Annotated in this window: 19 protein-coding genes; 6 read left to right on the plus strand and 13 right to left on the minus strand. The window is 62.0% G+C overall.

Going from position 1 to position 19355, the window contains the following annotated elements; all coding sequences use genetic code 11:
* Positions 1 to 5: 5 nt before the first annotated feature.
* The 3 genes from rsmG to mnmE form a co-directional block, all read right to left on the minus strand.
* The gene (rsmG, locus tag C6Y62_RS03920; protein WP_173952843.1) at positions 6 to 674 is read right to left on the minus strand and encodes a 16S rRNA (guanine(527)-N(7))-methyltransferase RsmG; all 669 of its coding nucleotides are present in this window, start codon (positions 672 to 674) and stop codon (positions 6 to 8) included.
* Positions 674 to 2551: a tRNA uridine-5-carboxymethylaminomethyl(34) synthesis enzyme MnmG gene (mnmG, locus tag C6Y62_RS03925; RefSeq protein ID WP_173952844.1), complete on the minus strand. Its 1878-nt coding sequence runs from the start codon at positions 2549 to 2551 to the stop codon at positions 674 to 676. The genes rsmG and mnmG overlap by 1 nt, the downstream gene beginning before the upstream one ends.
* Positions 2552 to 2724: 173 nt before the next feature.
* Positions 2725 to 4080 (minus strand): tRNA uridine-5-carboxymethylaminomethyl(34) synthesis GTPase MnmE, encoded by a 1356-nt coding sequence (mnmE, locus tag C6Y62_RS03930; protein ID WP_173952845.1) that lies wholly within the window; start codon positions 4078 to 4080, stop codon positions 2725 to 2727.
* Between the two features lie 117 nt (positions 4081 to 4197).
* Here mnmE and C6Y62_RS03935 point away from each other — a divergent pair, with 117 nt between their 5' ends.
* Together C6Y62_RS03935 and C6Y62_RS03940 are read left to right on the plus strand one after the other, a co-directional pair.
* Complete coding sequence (locus C6Y62_RS03935; RefSeq protein WP_173952846.1) at positions 4198 to 6225, plus strand: thioredoxin domain-containing protein; 2028 nt, start codon at positions 4198 to 4200, stop codon at positions 6223 to 6225.
* A gap of 120 nt (positions 6226 to 6345) precedes the next feature.
* Entirely contained in the window at positions 6346 to 7314 is a 969-nt protein-coding gene (locus tag C6Y62_RS03940) for a sterol desaturase family protein (protein ID WP_068463098.1), read from the plus strand.
* A gap of 365 nt (positions 7315 to 7679) precedes the next feature.
* Here C6Y62_RS03940 and C6Y62_RS03945 read toward each other — a convergent pair whose 3' ends face one another.
* Both C6Y62_RS03945 and C6Y62_RS03950 read right to left on the minus strand, forming a co-directional pair.
* Positions 7680 to 8384 (minus strand): DUF2865 domain-containing protein, encoded by a 705-nt coding sequence (locus C6Y62_RS03945; protein ID WP_083509749.1) that lies wholly within the window; start codon positions 8382 to 8384, stop codon positions 7680 to 7682.
* Between the two features lie 381 nt (positions 8385 to 8765).
* The gene (locus C6Y62_RS03950) at positions 8766 to 9740 is read right to left on the minus strand and encodes an NADPH:quinone oxidoreductase family protein (protein ID WP_173952847.1); all 975 of its coding nucleotides are present in this window, start codon (positions 9738 to 9740) and stop codon (positions 8766 to 8768) included.
* A gap of 112 nt (positions 9741 to 9852) precedes the next feature.
* Between C6Y62_RS03950 and C6Y62_RS03955 the strand changes: the two genes are divergently transcribed.
* Positions 9853 to 10392, plus strand: a complete 540-nt coding sequence (locus C6Y62_RS03955; RefSeq protein ID WP_068463008.1) for an RNA methyltransferase — start codon at positions 9853 to 9855, stop codon at positions 10390 to 10392.
* Positions 10393 to 10522: 130 nt separating this feature from the next.
* Positions 10523 to 11023, plus strand: coding sequence for an invasion associated locus B family protein (locus C6Y62_RS03960; RefSeq protein ID WP_068463010.1), 501 nt, complete (start codon positions 10523 to 10525; stop codon positions 11021 to 11023).
* A 115-nt stretch (positions 11024 to 11138) separates the two neighbouring features.
* Here the strand turns inward: C6Y62_RS03960 and C6Y62_RS03965 are convergent, their stop codons facing one another.
* The 3 genes from C6Y62_RS03965 to C6Y62_RS03975 all read right to left on the minus strand — a co-directional run bounded on the left by C6Y62_RS03965 (position 11139) and on the right by C6Y62_RS03975 (position 14044).
* Positions 11139 to 11828, minus strand: a complete 690-nt coding sequence (locus tag C6Y62_RS03965; protein WP_173952848.1) for a Smr/MutS family protein — start codon at positions 11826 to 11828, stop codon at positions 11139 to 11141.
* Positions 11798 to 13039 (minus strand): murein transglycosylase A, encoded by a 1242-nt coding sequence (mltA, locus tag C6Y62_RS03970; RefSeq protein ID WP_173952849.1) that lies wholly within the window; start codon positions 13037 to 13039, stop codon positions 11798 to 11800. Before mltA ends, C6Y62_RS03965 begins: the two co-directional genes overlap by 31 nt.
* Before the next feature lie 276 nt (positions 13040 to 13315).
* Positions 13316 to 14044: a Tim44/TimA family putative adaptor protein gene (locus C6Y62_RS03975; RefSeq protein ID WP_173952850.1), complete on the minus strand. Its 729-nt coding sequence runs from the start codon at positions 14042 to 14044 to the stop codon at positions 13316 to 13318.
* Between the two features lie 216 nt (positions 14045 to 14260).
* Here C6Y62_RS03975 and C6Y62_RS03980 point away from each other — a divergent pair, with 216 nt between their 5' ends.
* Both C6Y62_RS03980 and secB read left to right on the plus strand, forming a co-directional pair.
* Positions 14261 to 14842 carry an FxsA family protein gene (locus C6Y62_RS03980; RefSeq protein WP_173952851.1) on the plus strand — a complete coding sequence of 194 codons (582 nt, stop codon included), beginning with the start codon at positions 14261 to 14263 and terminating at the stop codon, positions 14840 to 14842.
* A gap of 104 nt (positions 14843 to 14946) precedes the next feature.
* Positions 14947 to 15462 carry a protein-export chaperone SecB gene (gene secB / locus C6Y62_RS03985; RefSeq protein WP_173952852.1) on the plus strand — a complete coding sequence of 172 codons (516 nt, stop codon included), beginning with the start codon at positions 14947 to 14949 and terminating at the stop codon, positions 15460 to 15462.
* A gap of 167 nt (positions 15463 to 15629) precedes the next feature.
* Here secB and dnaQ read toward each other — a convergent pair whose 3' ends face one another.
* Genes dnaQ through C6Y62_RS04010 form a run of 5 tightly spaced genes read right to left on the minus strand, consistent with a single transcriptional unit; the run spans position 15630 to position 19295 of the window.
* Entirely contained in the window at positions 15630 to 16352 is a 723-nt protein-coding gene (gene dnaQ, locus C6Y62_RS03990; RefSeq protein WP_173952853.1) for a DNA polymerase III subunit epsilon, read from the minus strand.
* Between the two features lie 34 nt (positions 16353 to 16386).
* Positions 16387 to 17004 carry a dephospho-CoA kinase gene (gene coaE / locus C6Y62_RS03995; RefSeq protein WP_173952854.1) on the minus strand — a complete coding sequence of 206 codons (618 nt, stop codon included), beginning with the start codon at positions 17002 to 17004 and terminating at the stop codon, positions 16387 to 16389.
* Positions 17005 to 17006: 2 nt separating this feature from the next.
* Positions 17007 to 17834, minus strand: a complete 828-nt coding sequence (locus C6Y62_RS04000) for a shikimate dehydrogenase (RefSeq protein WP_173952855.1) — start codon at positions 17832 to 17834, stop codon at positions 17007 to 17009.
* A complete protein-coding gene (locus C6Y62_RS04005; RefSeq protein ID WP_068463026.1) occupies positions 17831 to 18451 on the minus strand; it encodes a Maf family protein in 621 nt (206 codons plus the stop codon). The genes C6Y62_RS04000 and C6Y62_RS04005 overlap by 4 nt, the downstream gene beginning before the upstream one ends.
* Entirely contained in the window at positions 18435 to 19295 is an 861-nt protein-coding gene (locus C6Y62_RS04010) for a pyruvate, water dikinase regulatory protein (protein ID WP_157066781.1), read from the minus strand. The genes C6Y62_RS04005 and C6Y62_RS04010 overlap by 17 nt, the downstream gene beginning before the upstream one ends.
* Between the last annotated feature and the right edge of the window lie 60 nt (positions 19296 to 19355).

Raw genomic sequence — 19355 nt, forward strand, 5'->3', positions numbered from 1 at the left:
CGCCACTACTCCTCTCTATCGACCTCCAACGCCCGTATTGCGACTATTCTCCCGCCAGCATCGGTCAAGCTGGGCTCCAGCGTCGCGTCAAACGTCCACCGCTCTCTTGCTGCCGCTACTTCGGCCTCAGCTTCGCGACCCTTCAAAAACAGCGCCACGGTGTGGGCTGAGAATGCAGGTGCGGCAAGTTCCAGCAAGCGCGGCAAGGGTGCCAGCGCGCGCGCAGTGATAACGTCGACGCCTCCAAGCTTAGATTGAGTCGCGGCTTTCTCGATTCGCTCCGCGCGGATGTCCACAGGTGCGCTGCAGCGACGGCCCACTTCGCGGAGGAATGCTGCCTTTCGGGTATCACTTTCGACCATTGTGACCCGCGCATCGGCGCGTTCGGCCAGCATGATGGCCAGAACCATGCCCGGAAAGCCCGCTCCAGAGCCCAGATCCAGCCATTTGGTGGCGTTTTCAGGCGCGAAGCGGAAAAGCTGGGCGGAATCGGCGAAATGGCGCGACCAGACCTGATCCAGCGTGCTGGGGGCGACAAGGTTGATGGTCCGTTGCCACTGCCGGAGCAGGGCTTCGTAGGTCAAAAGTTTATCAATCGTTTCACGTGAAACGTCGAAAAGGCGGGCGAAATCCTGCGGCCCGGCCACTGATTCTGTTCGCGCGTGCTGGCCCATCAGGCAGATTTCCGGGTTTTGGCGGCCTGAGCCTTGATCTGGGCCAGCAGCAGCAGAAGCGCGGCGGGGGTTATGCCGTCGATGCGGGCCGCCTGAGCAATGGTGGCCGGGCGATTGCGCTCCAGCTTCTGGCGCACCTCGGCAGAAAGGCCGGGCAGGGCGGCAAAATCGAAGCCTTCAGGGATGGCGAGCGCCTCGTCGCGGCGCAGGGCGGCTACATCCTGCTCCTGGCGGTTCACATAGGATGCATAGCGGGCATCGACGTAGACCTGCTCGGCGATGGCCGGCTCGATCTCGCCGATCTGGGGCCAGATGACGGCAAGGCGCTGAATATCGACATCCGGCAGGGCCAGCAGATCGAAGGCTGAGCGGCGGCGGCCATCACGGTTAACATCGAGGCCGTGGCGTCCAGCCTCGTTGGGCGTGAGCGACAACTCCCGCAAAAGCTGCGTTGCTTCAACCAAAGCGGCGGACTTGGCCTCGAAGGCGATTCGTCTTGGTTCACCAACACAACCGATTGCGCTGCCAAGGGGTGTCAGACGCTGATCGGCGTTGTCGGCGCGCAGGCGCAGCCGGTATTCGGCGCGGGAGGTGAACATGCGGTAGGGCTCGCTGACGCCACGGGTGACGAGGTCATCGACCATGACGCCGAGATAGCCGTCGGCGCGGGAAATGGCGAAGTCGGCCTCGCCGCCACCAGCCAGCAGTGCAGCGTTTATGCCCGCCAGCAGGCCTTGCGCGCCGGCTTCCTCGTATCCGGTGGTGCCGTTGATCTGGCCCGCCAGAAACAGGCCCGGAAGCCGTTTCACGTGAAGCGCCGGGCTTAATTCGCGGGGATCGACGTAATCGTATTCGATCGCGTAGCCGGGGCGCTTGATAACGACGTTGGCCAGCCCCGGCATGGTGCGGATAAAGGCATCCTGCACATCGGCCGGCAGCGAGGAGGAAATGCCGTTGGGATAGACGGTGTCGTCGTCCAGCCCCTCCGGTTCCAGGAAAATCTGATGGTTATCGCGGCTTGCGAAGCGGACGACCTTGTCTTCAATCGACGGGCAATAACGCGGGCCCGTGGACGAAATCCGCCCGCCATACATCGCCGAACGCTCAAGATTGGCCCGGATAATGGCGTGGGTGGCCTCGGTGGTGCGGGTAATCGCGCACGTCACCTGCGGGGTGGTGATGCGTTCCGTCAGGAAGGAAAACGGCACCGGCGGATCATCGGCGGCCTGCTGTTCCAGGCTATCCCAATCGATGGAAGCCTTGGAAAGACGGGCCGGAGTGCCGGTTTTGAGGCGTCCGAGTTGCAGACCCAAGCCATAGAGACGCTCGGAAAGCTTGAGCGCGGGGGCTTCGCCGGCGCGCCCAGCAGGATATTGCTCCTCGCCAAGGTGGATGAGGCCGTTGAGGAACGTGCCGGTGGTAAGCACCACGGCGCCAGCGGCCAGCGACCGGCCATCGCCGGTGATGACACCGCAAACACGGCCATTGGTGACGATCAGATCCTCGACGCCGCCCTCGATCACCTCAAGGTTTGCGGTATCGCGGATGGCCGTCTGCATGGCCTGGCGGTAGATTTTGCGGTCAGCCTGCGTGCGCGGGCCCTGAACTGCGGGGCCTTTGGAGCGGTTCAGCAGCCGGAACTGGATGCCAGCCTGATCCGCGACGCGGCCCATCAGCCCGTCCAGCGCATCGATCTCACGCACCAGATGGCCTTTGCCGAGCCCACCGATGGCCGGATTGCAGGACATCTCGCCGATGGTCTCGAACCGGTGGGTCACCAGCGCCGTGCGGGCGCCCATGCGCGCTGCGGCGGCCGCGGCTTCGCAACCGGCATGGCCTCCGCCCACCACGATTACGTCGAATCTGGCGTCAGTCATCGCTTTTGAACCTGATATTCGGCCGATGATCGGAGGCTGGCGACCTATTCGCAGCTCTGGATCAGGCGGCACAGCGGAAAAAGCCACAGACGGCGCGAATCGTCAAAGGGGCGGAACGCCCGCCGAGCTGGCACCGGAATGGTAAACGAATCGTTTCACGTGAAACAACGCAACTACTTGCCAATGCAGAATCGCGAAAAAATCTGGCCGAGAATGTCCTCGACATCGACGCGGCCGGTGATCCGGCCCAGCGCCTGAACCGCCATTCGCAGGTCTTCCGCGCGCAATTCGTGCTGGTCGGCATCGCCCGCGAGGAAGCGGGCGAGGGCCTCGGCGCATTGATTCAGGCTTTCGCGATGGCGCTCGCGGGTCAGGGCCGGGCTGGACTGATCGCCGATGCGCTGCCCGGCGATAGCGGCAATACGCTGAACCAGGGCGTTGAGGGCTTCGCCAGTGCGGACCGAAATCGCCAGATCGGCGGCGAAAGGCAACGGCGGCGGCGCATCGGGAGAAGCGGCGGGCAGCAGATCGATCTTGGTCGCCACGGTGAGGCTTTGCGCCTGATCGCGGCTGGCAACCTCAGCAGGCATGGGGGGCAGGGCCTCACGGGCATCGCAAAGCCAGAGCACGAGATCGGCCTCGCGGACATGCTCCAGCGAGCGGCGGATGCCTTCGCGCTCAATCGCACCGGTAGCCTCCCGGATGCCCGCCGTGTCGGTGACGATGACGGGCAGGCCGCTAAGATCAAGCCGCACCTCGATGGCGTCGCGGGTGGTGCCTGCTTCGTCGGATACGATGGCAGCATCCCGGCGCGCCAGGGCGTTCAGAAGGCTGGATTTGCCCGCATTGGGCGCCCCCGCCAGCACCACGCGGAAGCCATCGCGCAGGATTTCACCGCGATGGCCATCGTCGAGATGGGCGAGAATGGTGGGCAGAACTTCGGCGACAATCGCACGGGCGCGGGCGAAGGCATCGTCGGCAACATCGGCTTCGTCGGAGAAATCGATAGCGGCTTCAGCCAGCGCGCTGGCCTCGATGAGTGAGCCGCGCCAGCCCTCGCAGAGCTTCGAAAGCGCGCCCTGCGCCTGTGCGAGCGCCTGTTTGCGCTGTGCTTCAGTGTCGGCGGCAATGAGATCGGCCAGACCCTCCACCTGCGCGAGATCTATCTTGCCGTTGCGGAAGGAGCGGATGGTGAACTCGCCAGCCTCGGCCATGCGGCAGCCAGGAAAGCGGCCCAGCGCCTCTAGAACCGCGCTGACGATGGCCGGACTACCGTGCAAATGCAGCTCAGCCATGTCTTCGCCGGTCTCGGTGCGCGGGCCCTGGAGCCAGAGCACCAAGGCATCATCCAGGACATCGCCACTCTGATGGTGACGTATGTGGCGCAGTACTGCGCGACGAGTGTCACCACGCGGTGGTGCCATCCGATCGACAACCTCACCAGCGGCCGGACCGCTGATGCGCACCACCGCCACGCCAGCCCGTCCGGGCGCGCTGGAGAGTGCAAAAATGGTATCGGCCTTCGGCATACAAAACCCGTGGTGCTGGCGGTATTGTGATCAGCGGCTGCGGCCGTTCCGGCCTAGAGTTGAATGGCATCGGCGGATTAAGCGCCCATCTACCCCTTGAAGGTTAAAGAGGGCCGCATGAGCGAAAACCGCCTGAACAAAGAGACAAGCCCCTATCTCCTGCAGCATAAGGACAACCCCGTCCACTGGTGGGCGTGGGGCCCGGAAGCGCTGGAGGAATCGCGGCGCACCGGCAAGCCGATCCTGCTGTCGGTGGGCTATGCCGCCTGCCACTGGTGCCACGTGATGGCGCACGAGAGCTTCGAGGATGAAGCGACGGCGGCGGTGATGAACGAGCTGTTCGTCAACATCAAGGTGGACCGCGAAGAGCGCCCCGACATCGACGCGATCTATATGGGCGCGCTGCATGCCCTGGGCGAGCAGGGCGGCTGGCCGCTGACGATGTTTCTGGACAGCGACGCGCGACCGGTGTGGGGCGGCACGTATTTTCCCAACACGGCCCGTTTCGGGCGACCGGCGTTCGTGGATGTGCTGCGTCAGGTGGCCAACGTATTCCGCAACGAGCCGGAGAAGGTGGCCGAGAACGCGCGCGCGCTGACCGCCGCCGTCGGCCAGCCGAAGCCGGCGAGCGCTGCGCCCGTAATCGATGATCGCCTGCTGCGGGATCTGACCCAGCGCCTCGTGCCCGCCGTCGATTCTGTGCGCGGCGGCCTGCAGGGCGCGCCCAAGTTTCCGCAATGGAGCATCTTCTGGCTGCTGTGGCGTGGTGGCATTCGCTACGACCACGCGCCGGCGCGCAACGCGGTGGTGCTGACGCTCGACAACATCTGTCAGGGTGGCATCTACGATCACCTGGGCGGTGGCTTCTCGCGCTATTCGGTCGATGAGCGCTGGCTGGTGCCGCATTTCGAGAAGATGCTGTACGACAACGCGCTGCTGATCGACCTGATGACGGAAGTCTATCGGGAGACGGGATCGCCGCTGTATCGCGCCCGGGTGGCGGAAACGGTGGCCTGGCTTGAGCGCGAGATGATCGCCGAGGGCGGCGGGTTCGCGGCTTCGCTCGATGCGGATTCGGAAGGCGAGGAAGGCAAATTCTACGTCTGGTCGCTGGATGAAGTGCTGAGCGTGCTGGGCGATGAGGACGGCCGCTTCTTTGCCGAAGCCTACGACGTGACGGCCGACGGAAATTTCGAAGGCCACAACATCCTCAACCGGCTTGGCAGCATGGCGCTGCGCAGCGACGCCGACGAGCAGCGGCTGGCGGATCTGCGCGCGAAGCTGATGGCGGCGCGCGATGGCCGCGTGCGCCCCGGCTGGGACGACAAGGTTCTGGCGGATTGGAACGGTCTGATGATCGCGGCGCTGGCCCGCGCGTCGTTCGTGTTCGATCAACCACTCTGGCTGGATATGGCCAAGAAGGCGTTCGATTTCATCGTGACGCACATGCAACGCGATGGCCGGTTGCAACACTCATGGCGCGCAGGCATCGCCAAGGCCCCGGCGACAGCGTCGGATTATGCCAACATGATCTGGGGAGCGCTGCGCCTGTTCGAGGTGACCGGCGAGAAGCGCTATTTCGATCAGGCCGCTGCATGGTCCGATGTGCTTGACCGCCATTACTGGCTCAGTGAAACGGGCGGCTATGCAACCTCAGCCGACGATACGCGCGATGTGATCCTGCGGCTGAAGCCCGGCACCGATGATGCGACACCGAATGCCAACGCAATCATGCTGGCCAATCTTATTGCTTTGGCAACCATAAGCGGCGAACAGCGCTACTTCGAGCGCGCCGAGGCGTTGCTGGCCACATATGCAGGAGATATCGGGCGCAGCGTGGTTGCACACACAGGGCTGCTGGCGAGCACATTTGATCTTATCAGCCCGCAGCAAGTCGTTGTCGCAGGCCAGCATCTCCAAGGTGGCGTGGAACTGATGGACGTCATCAGAAGTATTTCTTTGCCCGGCGCAATGCAGTACGCTTTTTGTGGCGACGCAGACGGCTCGGATTTACCCGGCCTTCGCGACAAGAGTGCCAATAACTCAAGAGCAACGGCTTATGTGTGCCTTGGCCCGCAGTGTTCACCTGCGCTGACCGAGCCTATGGAAGTTGCAACGATGCTGAAACAGCAGCGAAGTCTGTAAAGAACAATCCGCCCGGATGCTGCCTGATCGGCGGCAAACCGAAGGAGGCCCGGCTAGTCCAGTGTCCGTTACCTCCGTTATGTCAGAGGCCCTGCCTCGCCCTGTTGACCGGAGACAATGATGTCAGCACTCCGCGCTATCGTCCGATACGGCTATGCGCCCTTCATGATGCTGGGCCTTATCGGTGCTGCGTACTGGGTCGTTACTGAACTTGTGATCGCCCGCGATAACGTCTGGGCTTATCTGTGGCTCGCACCGCTGCTCGGCCTTGCCTATGCCGTAGCATTTGCGTCGGAAAAGACCGCGCCGTTCTTCGATGAGTGGAACGATCACGAGGCGCATGGCGACGCTCCGACCAACTTCATCCATCTCATCGTCTACGAGATGCAGAGCATCAACGGCGTTCTGCTGATCCCGCTGATCGTCTGGCTGTTTCCATTCAATGCTGAGATCTGGCCGACGCAGTGGCCGCTGTGGGCCCAGCTTCTGATGGCCTATCTGGTCTCCGATTTCGTGTTCATGTTCATGCACTACCTGAGCCACCGTTTTTCGGTGCTGTGGCGCCTGCATGCGGTGCATCACGGAGTCGGGCGGCTCTACGGCTTCAACGGTGTGATGCGTCATCCCGCTCACCAGGCGCTTGATATGATCGTTGGCAGCATGCCGCTGGTGATCATGGGCATGCCTATTCCGGTTGCCGTGCTGCTTGGCTTCGCGATCTCGATCACGCTGATCGTGCAGCATTCAAACGTGGACGCGCGACTTGGCCCGCTTCAGAAGCACTTCTCGATCGGCCGCATTCATCACCTGCATCACGTGAACTGGGGCACCGAGGGCGACTGCAACTTCGGCCTGCTGCTGACGTGCTGGGACCGGATGCTGGGCACGTTCCACGAGAAACCGCCGCGTGAGATCAAGGCCAGCGATCTTGGTGTCGACGAGATTCCGAATTTCCCGAAGAGCTACATCGAGCAGTTCCTGCTGCCGCTGGTGTACAAGCCGGGGCAGGGTGAACCGGAGCGCTACAAGAAGGCGGCTCAGGAGACACCGGCGCAGGAAGCACGCCGGTTGGTGAACCCCGCAGAATAAGGAATGGCGCGAGCGGATCGCTCCGGTGAGACCGATCCGCCGACGCAGTCGTTACAACTCAAAGCCCCTGCCCAACGGCGGGGGCTTTTTGTTTTGGGCTCTTCGTCGATGGGTTGGGCCGAGTGCAGCGGCGGTGGGGAAGGCGCCGGCACGAGAACGGCAGAACTGAAGAAACTGTTACACGTGAAACATCATATGATTCATGCCGGTGGAGCTTCGTGTTCAACCATAAAATGAAGCCATGGCGGAGCGGGGTGGCCTTTGCCGCCGGTGCATTGTTCGCGCAGCTCCGGAAATAGTGGGCTGTGTTCAAGCACAATATGAGGCGTGTAGGCGCGGAGCCGGTCTGAATGGAGAACGCCCGCTCAGTAGCGGCTGACCCCACCATCCCACGGCGACTGCTGCGAGTGCGGGTCTGGCCCCTGTCGCATGAGATAGGCTTCGATTTCACCGCCACCGCCAGCGCCCGCGGGCGGCCCGGCATAACGCTGCTCACTGCGGCGCATATCCGCCATCATGCGGTCGTCGTCCTTATAGGCGCGGTGGCGCGCTGCCGATTCAGCCGACCAGGGCGCAGCTTTGCACGTGCAGCCGGAGACGAGTTGCTTGCGATAGAGAAACGCGGTGCGCTCCTGCACGTAAGGGCGGCCGCCAAGGTCAACCATCGTTTCGGGGCTGCCGCCCTGCACAGGGTAATAGTAGAGGCGCGCTTCGCTGGTGCAGCGGGATTCGCACGTGCGTGCATCCTGATGTAGCCGCTCGCGGCCGACGCTGTCGCCGATGGGGAAATAGAAGCCGTCACAGGTGCGGACGCACAGGGTGCGATAACGCCCGTTATCGGTGGGCCAGTTGCCGCCACCGTAGCCATAGCGGTCGTAGCGGCGATCATAGCGATCGTCCTGGCCGCTGTAGCCGAAGTTATAGGTGGGTGGATCGATGTTGCGCTCTACCTGGCGCTGCCCCCAGCCGAGGAGCTTGGAGAAGAAGCCTTCGGCTTGTGCGGGCACACCGAGTGCAGCCGCGCCCGTCAGCGCGATGAGCACCATCAACCCAAAACGAAAAGCCCACATTGAACGCAACGCCCCACCCAAAAACACTCAGCGGTCAGCATCGCCCCCATATGGCAAATAAATTCTGAATGGCGGTGCCGATCTGCTGCATGAGGTTAATTTGGAGGGGGCTTCTTTTTGCGCTCGGCGACACCCCCTGTGGGGCGCCGGCCGCCGAGCGCGTAGGAATCCTCCCGGGGGGCAGGGGCAGGGGCAGGGGCAGGGGCAGGCAAAAACTGCTTCGCGCCGCTGATGGGTTCAATCCCGACCGGTAGCTGGAACGGTAGCTGGAACGGTAGCTGGAACGGTAGCTGGAACGGTAGCTGGAAAACATCCAATATGGTTGGACTCGATATTTTATCGATAAATCAATGCTATATTATGTTTTGATAATCTAGTTTCTCAGATTTTCAGCACGACCTTGCCCACGGCCTCACGACGATCGATGACGCCCAGCGCATCGCGAATGCTCGCCAGCGGGAATGTGCCGTGGATGCGCGGCGCCAGGCTGCCCTCAGCCACCCATTGCAGCACCTGACGCATGTTCTCGCGGTGACCGGCGGGATCGCGCTTCACCGCCTCGCTCCAGAATACGCCGATGGCATCGCAACCCTTCAGCAGCAGCAGATTGAGCGGGATCTTGGGGATGTCGCCCGACGCAAAGCCGATGACGAGGAAGCGTCCCTGCCAGGCCATCGCGCGCAATGAAGCTTCGGCGCTGTCGCCGCCCACGCAGTCATAGACGACGTCGACGCCACGGCCGCCGGTCAGAGCCTTGAGACCATCTTTCAGGTCACGGCCGGCATAGTCGACCGCATCGTCGGCGCCGTGCGCGCGGGCTACGGCGAGCTTTTCTTCCGACGACGCAACGGCAATGACGCGCGCCCCTATCAGTTTGGCGATTTCGACCGCTGCGAGACCAGCGCCGCCCGCAGCGCCAAGCACGGCGACGGTTTCGCCTGCCCGCAGGTCGCCGCGATCCTTGAGGCCGTGCATCGCGGTGCCATAGGTGACGGCGATGCCAGCGGCGACCTCATCGGAAACGCCTTCAGGGATGGCAACAAGCTGATCGGCCTGCACGATGACCTGCTCGCGCGCGCCGCCCCAACCGACATAGGCAGCGACGCGATCACCAACAGCGACGCCGCTGACGCCTTCGCCCAGCGCCTCGACCACGCCTGCAATTTCGCCGGCGGGAGAGAACGGCAGCTCGGGCTTGAACTGGTATTTGCCGCGCGTGATGAGCGTGTCGAAGAAATTGAGTGCGGCGGCTTTGACGCGAACCAGCACCTCGCCCGCAGCGGGCTGCGGCGTCGGAATTTCTTCCACCGAGACGCCAGCAGGGCCATCGAGGCTCTTACAAAGGGCCGCTTTCATGTAAAACCTCTTGGCGAAACAGAAATTTCAATGCTCGGGCGCGTGCACCCTGCGCGCCTTTTCGACCACGCCCCGCGGTGCACCGCAAGCGGGCGACAAGGGAAAATCACCAATGACCAATCAGCCGGCCCCAAGCTGGTCGCATACCAACTGGCCACCGAAGGCGCGGGGCTATTTCGCTATCGGCGCGGAACGGATGTCGAAATCGCGCAATCTGGGCAACCTGATGCGCTCGGCGCACGGGTTTGGCGCCAGCTTCACGTTCACGGTTGGAGCGACCTACAAGGCGCTGGAAGCATTTGCCGACACCTCCAAGAGCCAGCTGCATCTTCCGCACTACAACTGGACGGGTCTGGATGAAATGGTGCTGCCGCAGGGCTGCAAACTCGTCGGCATTGAACTTCTTGATAAAGCGATTGATTTACCCAGCTTCCGCCATCCTATGAAAGCAGCCTACGTGCTGGGGCCGGAGCAGGGTTCGCTGTCGGAACCGTTGCTGGAGCGATGTGATTACGTGATCCGCATACCGACCAGTTTTTGCGTCAACGTCGCGATGGCAGGTGCGATCGTCATGTACGACCGTGTGCGTACGCTGGCGAAATTTGCCGACCGACCGGTGCGTGAGGGTGGCCCAAGAGAAACATCACAATAAAACATCGCGCAATGAGGCCATCTTCACGTCGAGAAGCGGGGGGAAGATGGGGACAGCCGGATGACGCCGGACCGCGGGATGCATATGCTGACGTTATAATAAGCGCTTCGACTTTTGAGGAAGGGACCCAATGCGCACAACTATCGCATCGGCCATCGCAATTTTTGCGTTTGTCGGCACCGCCGCAGCACAAAATGTCGACCTCGTCGAAAAGCACGGCGCGTGGAGCGTTTATGCCGACGCAGCGAAAGAAGTTTGCTTCATCGCATCGCAGCCGCAGGCAGTTGAGCCGCTGGGTGCCAATCGAGGTCCGATATTTTTCTACATCTCGGCCTGGCCCAAGGACGGCGTCAAAACCGAACCGAGTGTGAAAGTCGGCTACCCGGTCAACACCGACAAGGACATGTCGGTGACGGTTGGGTCCGACACCTTCAAGCTGTTCGTCAAAGGTGAGCGCGGGTTCGTTTCCGACGCTGCCGAAGAACAGCGACTGGTGGACACCATGAAGAAGGGATCGAACGCGCTGGTGAAGGCGACCTCGGCGCGCGGCACCAACACCACCGACACCTATTCGCTGATGGGTATCACGGCGGCGCTGGACAAGCTGGCGGCAACCTGCCCCAGCAGCTAAGCTTGGCGCGCCGGCTGAGTGTGTTCGGCGATTGGCTTCTTAGAGCGCGGTGCCAGATCTGAATTTTGCGACGGGTAGCTCCACACTGTGAGGCTACCCGTTGTTTTTTGTCGTGTTAGATGTCCGGCATGCCGGGGCGGCGGCGCAGATGGACATAAAGTGCGCCCTCGCCGCCGTGCCGGATAGCAGCGGTGGTGAAGCCGATTATGATCGGCGAGACATCGGGTTCTGCTAGCCAGCGCGGCACGTTCCGACGCAGCACACCGCGCAAATCGCCATCGCCATCAAAGCGTTCGTCATAGGCAGTTTTCACCGGCGCGCCCTTGCCCGTGATAACGAGCACCCATCGCTTGCCGTCGCCATAGGCGCGATGCAGGAAGCGCAACAGCGCGCTGTGCGCCTCAGCCTGACGCATGCCGTGCAGATCGATGCGGCCTTCAATTTCGATACGGCCCGATGACAGCTTGCGCGCCTTGCGACGCTCCAGTTCCAGCGGTGATGGCCCCGGCGTAGGCAATGCCGGCGGTCGTGTGATCAAGGTGTGGGGTGGTGAAGGTATGGTCGGCTTAGTGACGCGAACCATCTTGCCGGGCGGTGCTTTTTTGGCTGGTGCCGGGAAAGCATCTTTTTCCGGCGGTTCGTCCTCAGGGACGGCGGGGTGAAAGCGCTGCTTCTTTCCCTTAATAGGGCTGATGCTCTGCGCCATGTAATCCCATAGCGCGCGCTCTTCCGTAGTCAGCCGGGCGGGAGCTTTTTTGCCCCACGGGGATTTTTTCAGCGGGCGCTTTTCACTGTCGTCTGCCATTGCAGGTGCTCGCCGAACCTCAAACCTTGTCCGGCCGCCGCCTCGGCAGCCACTGGAAGTAACACGTAGAAATTGCCGGCGTGCCGGGTGGTGCCGGCCAGTTTGCCGGCGGCTTTGCCCGAACCGAAGTAGATGTCGCCTCGCTCCGCACCCTTAATGGCAGAACCGACATCCTGCGCAACCATCAATCGATGGAAGCCATCATCCTTTTTTGCACCCTTAAGGCCCGGAACTGAAAGATAAATCGGCGTACCCAGCGCATGGTAGGCCGGGTCCACCGCCAGACTGCGGCCAGGAGTAAGCTCCACCTGCATGGCGCCCATCGGTCCTTCGCCGTCACCCAGCTCGCGGAAGAAGACATACGACTGGTTTTGCCACATGACCTTTTGGCCGCGCTCCTTGTCCTCACGCAGCCATTTGCCCAGCGCCTGCATCGACATTTTGTTAGCGGGCAGAATCTCGTTTTCGATCAGGTAGCGGCCGATGGACGAATAGGGGTGGCCGTTCTTGCCGTCGTAGTTGATCCGCACCGTCGTGCCATCGGTGAGCTCGACGCGGCCGGAGCCCTGAATGTGCATGAAGAAGGCCTCAACGGCGTCTTCCAGATACAGCAGCTCCAGCCCCTTGCCATCCAGCGCGCCCTGCTCGATCTGGGCCCGGGTGGGATAGGCGGAGGTGCCCGATGAAGTGCGGCGCACGTGGGTGAGGCCATCCGGCTGCGAAGCGCGGTCGGCCTCATCGACTACGTTCATCAGGTCGGTCGGGCGCTTATAAACCGGCGTCTGAAACTTGCCCTGACGGGTACGCGAGCCCTGCATGACCGGCTCATAATAGCCGGTGAGGAGGCCTTCGTTCTTGGTGTGGACGACACGGTGCGGCGCGAAGTTGGCTTCAAAGAAGGCCTTGGCCGCTGCCTTGGTTGAAACGTCGGCCGATTGCGCCAAGCGGCAGGCGGAGGCCAGCACGCTGCCCGGAACGCGGCATTGAGCAATCGCGCGGGTTGTCGGCCTTTCGGCCATGCGGATGGCGTCGTTGCAGGATTTCACAAACGTCTTGAAGGCCTTGAGGTGGTCATCCGTTTCCCAGCCGATAAGGTCAGCAAAGGAAGCGGCTTCCAGCTTGGCCTCGGGTACGGAGTTGCGCGCGGCCTTGCCCTTGCTGCTGGCGCTTTTCTTGGCGGCTGATTTGGCTGGGCTGGCGTCTTTGGCCATGGCGGTCTGCGCTGTCGCTGCGGTCGTTGATGCGAGGAGGCCGCCAATTAGCACGACCGCGCAGGTGGCAGCCAGCATAGGCCATGGCGCGCGAACGACACGGAAAAAGCCGGATGCGCGATCCCCGGACATGGTCGCGTATGGCCCCCAAAAGACAGCAGCGCCGCGCAAATTGCCGACGCCACCCTCTGCCTCTCCCCCACGTTACGACAGATGCGCAACGCAAAAATCAGGTGGGCCGCCACCGATAAACTCGGTGGCGGCCCATACTTTCTATCAGGCCGGCGACTGCGTTGCGATCAGGCGCCAGTTTGGATTGGCGCGCGCCTTCGCGGTCGAGATATCACGGCTGAAAGTCCAGATGTCCGTGACTTCCTTGATGCGCTGCGGATCACCGTTGATGATTGCACCGGCCTTGTCACGGGTGGCCGAAATCAATTCGCTGACAAAGCGAACGGTGACGGAAGCAATGCCGCCCTTCAATTCAGCTTCGGAGATATCGGCCGAGTTGATGCCGACGAAGCTCTGATCGACCTGCTCGCCGCGCGCTTCACGCTCGGCAATGGCGCCCTCGAAGCCGTCATAGACTTCGCGGCTCAGCAGATCGTTGAGCAGCTTGCGATTGCCCTCAGCGAATGCCGTGACGATCATCTCGTAGGCCTGCTTTGCACCACGCAGGAACGTTTCCGGTTCGAACTGCGGATCAAGGCGCGAAATTTCCACCAGACCCGAGCGGGCAGCGGCTTCAACGCCTGGCATAGACTTGATGCGCTCTTCAACGTCGGCCTGGCTGACTTCCGGCGCGATGGTGGCACCCGAAGTATCGGCATCGCGACGTGGCAGAGCGACGACGTTGTCACCCGGTGCACCGGCGGCGCCCTGACGGGCTGTGCGGCGCTCGATGCGGGCTTCTTCGTCACCCGTGCGGCGTCCGAGAACGCTTCTCAGCTTCAACACCACGACAACCGCGACGATGAGCGAGATGAGGGTGAACAGATCGGTCATAGAACGGCTGCCTTCCTGGCAATCAACAGCGTGACTGGATACGACAGCAATATATGATCGCGTCTTAATGGAAGCCCAAATCCGGGGAAAGATGGGCCTCTGATCCGATCCGCCATCAGGGGTTAAGGTAGTCCTTTCTTCAAGGTAAGGCACAAAAATGGCAATGCCAACCCGATTGCGCCGATGCACCACATTTGCGCGCGGGATGGTGCTGGCATGCTCAACAACCTGCTAGCGGGAAAGGAAAAGCCGGCAATGATGTCGCCGCTGCAACGTATGGCGATCCTCGGCCTGCTGGCGCTGCCGGTCATCGAAATCACGCTGATGATCCTGGTGGGCCAGCAAATCGGCTTTCTGGCGACTGTCGGCCTGCTGATACTGGCGGCTTTTGCCGGAATTCTCATTATTCGCTGGCAAGGCAGCTCGATGCTGCTGCGCATGTTCGATTCGGTGAACAACGGCCGCCTCGGCGTTTCCTCGATGGCCGAAAGCTACGCCATCATCTTTGCCGGCAGCCTGCTGATCGTGCCCGGCTTTCTGACCGACGCGCTGGGTCTGGCGCTGCTGGTGCCACCGCTGCGGCGCTTGCTGTTGGGGTCGGTCTTGCCCGGCATGGCCACCCCAGCGCCGAATCGCAACGACAACACCCGGGATGGCAACAAAGACCGGCGCCGCCGATGGCGCTCACCGCGACGCAGTCAGGCCGAGCCCCAGCCAGAGGCCCAGAAGCCCGGTGAACCGGTCATCATCGAGGGTACTTTCACCCGCCTGGACGATGACGAAGATCGGTCGCGTTAACCCGATGATGAGCTTACAGCGTTGTCGCGACGGGGCCAGCGTGTTAGCTAGCCGCCACTCACACGCGGCCAATTAGGCGCAACCCCGGCACGGAATTGAAAGCAATGGCGAACTCGACAAACGGCAACGGCAAGCCCGACGAGGGCATCAATCTGCAGCCCCAACCCGTGAAGGTTAGCGTTGCTGCCCAGTACATCAAGGATCTCTCGTTCGAGAATCCGAACATTGAAAAGCTGATGCAGGATCCGGGCGATCAGCCCAATCTGCAGCTCATGATCAATGTCGGCGCCAAGAACGTCGGCCCGAACTTGTATGAGAGCGCGATCGATTTCGATGCGCAGGCGACCAACAAGCACGGCAAGATCTATCAGCTGCAGCTCGTTTATGCCGGCCTGTTCCGCATCGAGAACATTCCGGAATCGGCGCTTGAGCCATTCCTGCTGGTGAACTGCCCGTCGATCCTTTTCCCGTTCGTGCGCCGCCTGGCCGCCGACCTGACTCGCGAAGGCGGCTTCCCGCCGCTGCTGCTGGATCCGTTCGACTTCACGCAGCTGTACATGGCCCGCCAGAAGGAAAAGCACGCCAAGTCTGGCGAGGGCGAGTCTCAGGTCAAGAACTGAGACGGCGCTAAGCTGAGGCCGAAATATTCGGCGGACAGCTATTTGAGATATGCAAAAGCTCCGGCCGCAACGCCGGAGCTTTTTTATTGGGCAGGTTCTGAATGGCCGGAGGTTGTCGGCGAATTTGGTGGGCAGTTGAGGGCAATGCGTTGGCTGCCCGATCCCGACTAAGCGTCTTCCGACACAGCAAGATAGCGGCGCCAAAGTGCCTTCTCGCCCATAGACTTCACAAATTCGAGATGGGCTTCGACCATCGCCGCATCAAGCCGGGGAGCCAGCGGAGCCGGCCGTTGCGCAGCTTTGCGTTGACCGCTGAAAGTCGCCGCCTCACCGCCAGCGGCACCTGAGCCATCGGCAGCGAAATCGACGAACGTCGCCTGCCGCACGCCCAGCAGCTCGATGTAAACTTCCGCCAGCAGCAACGAGTCGACCAGAGCGCCGTGCTTGGTGCGCTTCGAATTGTCGATGCCGTAGCGCTTACAGAGGGCGTCGAGCGTATTCGGCCCTGCCGGATGACGGCGACGCGCAAGCTGCAACGTACACGTCACCCGATCCTGCGCGATCAGCGGAAAGCCGTGCAGCCCCAGTTCGAAGTTCAGAAAGCCGATATCGAACTGCGCGTTGTGAATGATGAGCGGATCGCCAGCGATGAAATCCAGAAAGCTCTGCGCCACCAGCGGAAAGACTGGCTTGTCGAGCAGAAACTCGGTGGAGATGCCATGCACCGCCTGCGCGTCGGCCGGAACATCGCGCTCCGGATTGATGAAGCAGTGATATTCGCGCCCCGACGGGATGCGATTGACCAGCTCGATGCAGCCGATTTCGATCAGCTTGTCGCCCTTGCGCGGATCGAATCCGGTCGTTTCCGTATCCATGATGATTTCGCGCATGGACGATCCAATTCGGTGCTGAGATCAAAAAAGGTCAGGCGGACCAGAAGCGTTTGAATGCAGCGCCGTGCCGAGCGCGCAATGCTTCGAGGATTGTATCCAAAGTCGCCCGGCTTTCTTCAACGCTGACGCCGGTGTCCACGACAAAATCCGCGCGCTGACGCTTTTCGGCATCGGGCATCTGGCGGGCAAGCAGCGCGTCCAGCTTTTCCGGCGACACGCCGCGCTTCAGCACACGCTCGCGCTGCACGTCGGCCGGAGCCGACAACACGACAACGGCATCCACCATGCGGTCAGCACCGGATTCAAACAGCAGCGGGATTTCCAGCACCGCGATCGGCGTGCCGCGACGCGCTTCTGCGATCAGGAATGAGCGCTCGGCCTCGCGGACGAGCGGATGAACGATGGCCTCCAGTTCGCGGATGCGCTGGGGATGTGCGAGCAGGGCAGCACTCAAACGCTGGCGATCGACACCTTGCTGTGTGGTCGTGCCCGGAAACGCGCGCTCAATCTGTTCAACAGCCTTTCCACCGGCATAGAGGCCATGCACTTCCGCGTCGGCATCGAACACCGGCAGACCACGCGCCCGCAGGTGTGCAGCAGCGGTGGATTTTCCCATACCGATTGAGCCAGTGAGCCCAACGATCAGCATTTTCAGCCCTCGATGTCGGCAATGATGCGCTGGCGCAGTTCGGGGGTTACCTGTGGGCGCACACCGAACCAACGCTCAAACCCCGGCACAGCCTGATGCAACAACATCCCCAGGCCATCCACGGTGCGCAAGCCAGCGCTTTTTGCATCGGCAATGAGCTGCGTTTCCAACGGCACATAGACAATGTCGCTGACCACGCAATCGGGATTGAAGCCGGCAAAGTCGATGCCAAGCGAGCCGTTGCCCTTGAGACCAACGGCGGTGGTGTTGACCAGCACGCAGGCATCGCGCGATGCATCGCTGCGATTATCCCAATCGAACACTTTGACCCGCGGGCCGAATTGATCCGCAATGGCTTCAGCGCGTTCACGCGTGCGGTTGAAGACGCGAACTTCCTCAACGCCGGTTTCAAGGAAGCCATAAACGATGGCGCGCGCGGCACCGCCCGCACCCAGAATGCAAACCGGACCATCATGGGCGAGCCAGTCCGGCACCACATGGGATAGGTAGGTCATGTAGCCGTAGGTGTCGGTGTTGGTGGCGAACAGCCGATCGCCCTCCAGCCACAACGTGTTGGCCGCACCGACAACGCGCGCGGCTTCCTCAACCTCTTCAGCGATGGAAAACGCGATTTCCTTATGCGGCACCGTAACGTTGCAGCCGACGAAACCCTGCTCCGGCAAGGTGCGCAGAAACTGCGCGACGTCGTCGGGCGCAACGGCAACCTTGGTATAGCTGCCGTCGATGCCGTGCTGGGCAAGCCAGTAGCCGTGGATCAGCGGCGATCGCGAATGTTCAATCGGCCAGCCGATGACGCAGGCGCGCTTCATGCCTCAAGTTTCCCGCGGCCGCGCAATTCGGCCAGAACTTCAAGCAACGGCAGACCAAGAATTGTGAAGTAATCGCCGTCGATGCGCTCAAAGAGCTGAACGCCCTGGCCTTCGAGCTCATAACCGCCGACCGACTGCGTAACCTTCTCGCCGGCGCGCAGCAGGTAGTCCTCAAGGAACGGGTCGGAGAAATTGCGCATCGTGAGCCGGGCCGCGCCAACATGGCGCCAGGTGACCTTGCCGTTTTCGGCAAACACGACGGCCGAATGCAAAACGTGCGATCGTCCGCGCAGACGCTTCAGTGTTTCGCGCGCTAGCTCCATGTTCGGCGCCTTGCTCAGCAGCTCAACGCCCAGCGCCAGCACCTGATCAGCACCGATGACAAAAGCGCCGGGGCAGCGGGCGCTGACTTCCTCGGCCTTCGCAGTCGCCAGCACTTCGGCGATGTGCTGCGGCGTGATGGAAGGGTTTTCGCGGAAAAGCCGATCGCGGATTGCGGGCTCATCGACGTCGGCCGGCAGCACCGTGAACGGGACACCGGCGGCCGCCAGCATTTCACGCCGGGCGCGGCTGCCGGATGCAAGTACGATCTGATGGGCGTTAGCCGTCGCTGGCATCTTTTGTCTCTGCTTTCTTAGGGGTTTGACGATCGTGCAGCAGCCGCAGGATCTGCGCCGCCGATTCTTCAACCGAGCGGCGCGTCACATCAATGATGGGCCAACCCTGTTGCGCGCAGATCCGGCGTGAATAGGCAATCTCGGCGGTGATGCGGTCGCGATCGACGTATTCGCCAAGGTTGCGGTCGCCCATCATGATTGCGCGCTGACGGCGCACTTCGGCAATGCGATCGGGGCTGGCAACCAGACACACGACGAACGCGGAGTGCGGTTTCATCAGCCGTTCCGGCAGCGGGATCGAAGGCACCAGCGGCAGGTTGGTGGTCTTGTAGCCGCGCTGGGCAAGATAAATGCTGGTGGGCGTTTTGGATGTGCGCGAGATGCCGAGCACAACGATGTCGGCATCATTCATGTTTTCGGGCAGATGCCCATCGTCATGCGCCGTGGTGAAGTTGAGCGCATCGATGCGTCGGAAGTAATCGGCGTCGAGAACGTGCTGGCCGGCAACTGTCGGCGTGCGCGGCGCACCGAGATAACTTTCCAGCACCTGCATGATGGGATGCAGCACGGCAAGGCAGGGAATTTTCAGCTCGACGCAGCGGCGTTCCAGTTCCTCGGACAGCTCGCGGTTGGTGATCGTGTAGAGCACGATGCCCGGCGTCTGCTCGATTTCCTGCAGCACCCGTTTCAACTGACGCGGGGTGCGCACAAGCGGATGCACGTGCTCGATCGGGCGCACCAGCGCGTACTGCACCGAGACCGCCTTGGCGATCGTCGTCAGCGTCTCGCCGGTGGAATCCGAAACGAGATGCAGATGAAAGAAGCTCGGCAAACTGGCCGTCATGACCTTGGCGTTCCGCGGGACGGATTGTTGATAAGGTGCCGTGTTATCCAGTGAGCCGAT

Source organism: Hyphomicrobium sulfonivorans (genome assembly GCF_013306565.1).
GTDB lineage: Bacteria > Pseudomonadota > Alphaproteobacteria > Rhizobiales > Hyphomicrobiaceae > Hyphomicrobium_A > Hyphomicrobium_A sulfonivorans.

Bases quoted from the DNA above. Each gene is read 5' to 3' on its own strand.
- rsmG (WP_173952843.1), bottom strand. From the start codon at position 674: ATGGGCCAGCACGCGCGAACAGAATCAGTGGCCGGGCCGCAGGATTTC.
- mnmG (WP_173952844.1), bottom strand. From the start codon at position 2,551: ATGACTGACGCCAGATTCGACGTAATCGTGGTGGGCGGAGGCCATGCC.
- mnmE (WP_173952845.1), bottom strand. From the start codon at position 4,080: ATGCCGAAGGCCGATACCATTTTTGCACTCTCCAGCGCGCCCGGACGG.
- C6Y62_RS03935 (WP_173952846.1), top strand. From the start codon at position 4,198: ATGAGCGAAAACCGCCTGAACAAAGAGACAAGCCCCTATCTCCTGCAG.
- C6Y62_RS03940 (WP_068463098.1), top strand. From the start codon at position 6,346: ATGTCAGCACTCCGCGCTATCGTCCGATACGGCTATGCGCCCTTCATG.
- C6Y62_RS03945 (WP_083509749.1), bottom strand. From the start codon at position 8,384: ATGTGGGCTTTTCGTTTTGGGTTGATGGTGCTCATCGCGCTGACGGGC.
- C6Y62_RS03950 (WP_173952847.1), bottom strand. From the start codon at position 9,740: ATGAAAGCGGCCCTTTGTAAGAGCCTCGATGGCCCTGCTGGCGTCTCG.
- C6Y62_RS03955 (WP_068463008.1), top strand. From the start codon at position 9,853: ATGACCAATCAGCCGGCCCCAAGCTGGTCGCATACCAACTGGCCACCG.
- C6Y62_RS03960 (WP_068463010.1), top strand. From the start codon at position 10,523: ATGCGCACAACTATCGCATCGGCCATCGCAATTTTTGCGTTTGTCGGC.
- C6Y62_RS03965 (WP_173952848.1), bottom strand. From the start codon at position 11,828: ATGGCAGACGACAGTGAAAAGCGCCCGCTGAAAAAATCCCCGTGGGGC.
- mltA (WP_173952849.1), bottom strand. From the start codon at position 13,039: ATGGCCAAAGACGCCAGCCCAGCCAAATCAGCCGCCAAGAAAAGCGCC.
- C6Y62_RS03975 (WP_173952850.1), bottom strand. From the start codon at position 14,044: ATGACCGATCTGTTCACCCTCATCTCGCTCATCGTCGCGGTTGTCGTG.
- C6Y62_RS03980 (WP_173952851.1), top strand. From the start codon at position 14,261: ATGCTCAACAACCTGCTAGCGGGAAAGGAAAAGCCGGCAATGATGTCG.
- secB (WP_173952852.1), top strand. From the start codon at position 14,947: ATGGCGAACTCGACAAACGGCAACGGCAAGCCCGACGAGGGCATCAAT.
- dnaQ (WP_173952853.1), bottom strand. From the start codon at position 16,352: ATGCGCGAAATCATCATGGATACGGAAACGACCGGATTCGATCCGCGC.
- coaE (WP_173952854.1), bottom strand. From the start codon at position 17,004: ATGCTGATCGTTGGGCTCACTGGCTCAATCGGTATGGGAAAATCCACC.
- C6Y62_RS04000 (WP_173952855.1), bottom strand. From the start codon at position 17,834: ATGAAGCGCGCCTGCGTCATCGGCTGGCCGATTGAACATTCGCGATCG.
- C6Y62_RS04005 (WP_068463026.1), bottom strand. From the start codon at position 18,451: ATGCCAGCGACGGCTAACGCCCATCAGATCGTACTTGCATCCGGCAGC.
- C6Y62_RS04010 (WP_157066781.1), bottom strand. From the start codon at position 19,295: ATGACGGCCAGTTTGCCGAGCTTCTTTCATCTGCATCTCGTTTCGGAT.